The following is a 2,560-nucleotide window of genomic DNA, read 5'->3' as shown; positions in this document are numbered from 1 at the left end:
GCGAGCGAAATGGGATGAGCCTTGCACTCTTTATTTGTATTGTTAGCCGAACGCTCTGGAAAGTGCGGCCATAGCAGGTGATAGCCCTGTAGGCGAAAACAGTATGAAAGAACTAGGTGTGCGACAAGTAGGGCGGGACACGTGAAATCCTGTCTGAAGATGGGGGGACCATCCTCCAAGGCTAAATACTCGTGATCGACCGATAGTGAACCAGTACCGTGAGGGAAAGGCGAAAAGAACCCCGGGAGGGGAGTGAAATAGATCCTGAAACCGCATGCATACAAACAGTCGGAGCCTCGTAAGGGGTGACGGCGTACCTTTTGTATAATGGGTCAGCGACTTACGTTCAGTAGCAAGCTTAACCGTATAGGGCAGGCGTAGCGAAAGCGAGTCCGAATAGGGCGTTCAGTTGCTGGGCGTAGACCCGAAACCAGGTGATCTATCCATGGCCAGGATGAAGGTGCGGTAACACGTACTGGAGGTCCGAACCCACTAACGTTGAAAAGTTAGGGGATGAGCTGTGGATAGGGGTGAAAGGCTAAACAAACCTGGAAATAGCTGGTTCTCTCCGAAAACTATTTAGGTAGTGCCTCGTGTCTCACCTTCGGGGGTAGAGCACTGTCATGGTTGGGGGGTCTATTGCAGATTACCCCGCCATAGCAAACTCCGAATACCGAAGAGTGCAATCACGGGAGACAGACATCGGGTGCTAACGTCCGGTGTCAAGAGGGAAACAACCCAGACCGCCAGCTAAGGTCCCCAAATATAGCTAAGTGGGAAACGAAGTGGGAAGGCTAAAACAGTCAGGAGGTTGGCTTAGAAGCAGCCACCCTTTAAAGAAAGCGTAATAGCTCACTGATCGAGTCGTCCTGCGCGGAAGATGTAACGGGGCTAAGCTATATACCGAAGCTGCGGATGCGAGCTTTGCTCGCATGGTAGGAGAGCGTTCCGTAAGCCTGCGAAGGTGCCTTGTAAAGGGTGCTGGAGGTATCGGAAGTGCGAATGCTGACATGAGTAGCGATAAAGGGGGTGAAAGGCCCCCTCGCCGTAAGCCCAAGGTTTCCTACGCAACGTTCATCGGCGTAGGGTGAGTCGGCCCCTAAGGCGAGGCAGAAATGCGTAGCTGATGGGAAGCAGGTCAATATTCCTGCACCATTGTTAGATGCGATGGGGGGACGGATCGCGGAAGGTTGTCCGGGTGTTGGAAGTCCCGGTCGCTGCATTGGAGAAGGCACTTAGGCAAATCCGGGTGCGGAATTCAAGGGTGTGGCGCGAGCTCCTTAGGGAGCGAAGCAATTGGAAGTGGTTCCAAGAAAAGCCTCTAAGCTTCAGTCTAATGATGACCGTACCGCAAACCGACACAGGTGGGCGAGATGAGTATTCTAAGGCGCTTGAGAGAACTCGGGAGAAGGAACTCGGCAAATTGGTACCGTAACTTCGGGATAAGGTACGCCCTTGTAGCTTGACTGGCTTGCGCCAGAAGGGTGAAGGGGTTGCAATAAACTGGTGGCTGCGACTGTTTAATAAAAACACAGCACTCTGCAAACACGAAAGTGGACGTATAGGGTGTGACGCCTGCCCGGTGCCGGAAGATTAAATGATGGGGTGCAAGCTCTTGATTGAAGTCCCGGTAAACGGCGGCCGTAACTATAACGGTCCTAAGGTAGCGAAATTCCTTGTCGGGTAAGTTCCGACCTGCACGAATGGCGTAACGATGGCCACACTGTCTCCTCCCGAGACTCAGCGAAGTTGAAGTGTTTGTGATGATGCAATCTACCCGCGGCTAGACGGAAAGACCCCATGAACCTTTACTGTAGCTTTGCATTGGACTTTGAACCGATCTGTGTAGGATAGGTGGGAGGCTATGAAACCGGAACGCTAGTTTCGGTGGAGCCGTCCTTGAAATACCACCCTGGTTTGTTTGAGGTTCTAACCTTGGCCCGTGATCCGGGTCGGGGACAGTGCATGGTAGGCAGTTTGACTGGGGCGGTCTCCTCCCAAAGCGTAACGGAGGAGTACGAAGGTACGCTAGGTACGGTCGGAAATCGTGCTGATAGTGCAATGGCATAAGCGTGCTTAACTGCGAGACCGACAAGTCGAGCAGGTGCGAAAGCAGGTCATAGTGATCCGGTGGTTCTGTATGGAAGGGCCATCGCTCAACGGATAAAAGGTACTCTGGGGATAACAGGCTGATACCGCCCAAGAGTTCATATCGACGGCGGTGTTTGGCACCTCGATGTCGGCTCATCTCATCCTGGGGCTGTAGCCGGTCCCAAGGGTATGGCTGTTCGCCATTTAAAGAGGTACGTGAGCTGGGTTTAAAACGTCGTGAGACAGTTTGGTCCCTATCTGCCGTGGGCGTTGGATATTTGAAGGGGGCTGCTCCTAGTACGAGAGGACCGGAGTGGACGAACCTCTGGTGTACCGGTTGTCACGCCAGTGGCATCGCCGGGTAGCTATGTTCGGAAGAGACCGGGATCTTCGAAGTCTCCGTCCACGACCCCGTCCGCGACCCCCAGCCCCGGCCCCACCCACTCGGAGGATGAGCAGAAGGTCGTCT

The 2,560-nt window shown here is 53.8% G+C and carries 1 rRNA gene; it reads left to right on the top strand.

Going from position 1 to position 2,560, the window contains the following annotated elements:
- Window positions 1-2,560 (top strand): 23S ribosomal RNA (locus ACWDD7_RS37535); the annotation flags it as partial.

The organism is Streptomyces sp. NPDC001056 (assembly GCF_053598955.1).
Note: the sequence above shows the minus strand (reverse complement) of the source record. Positions and strands in the feature narration are given on the sequence as shown.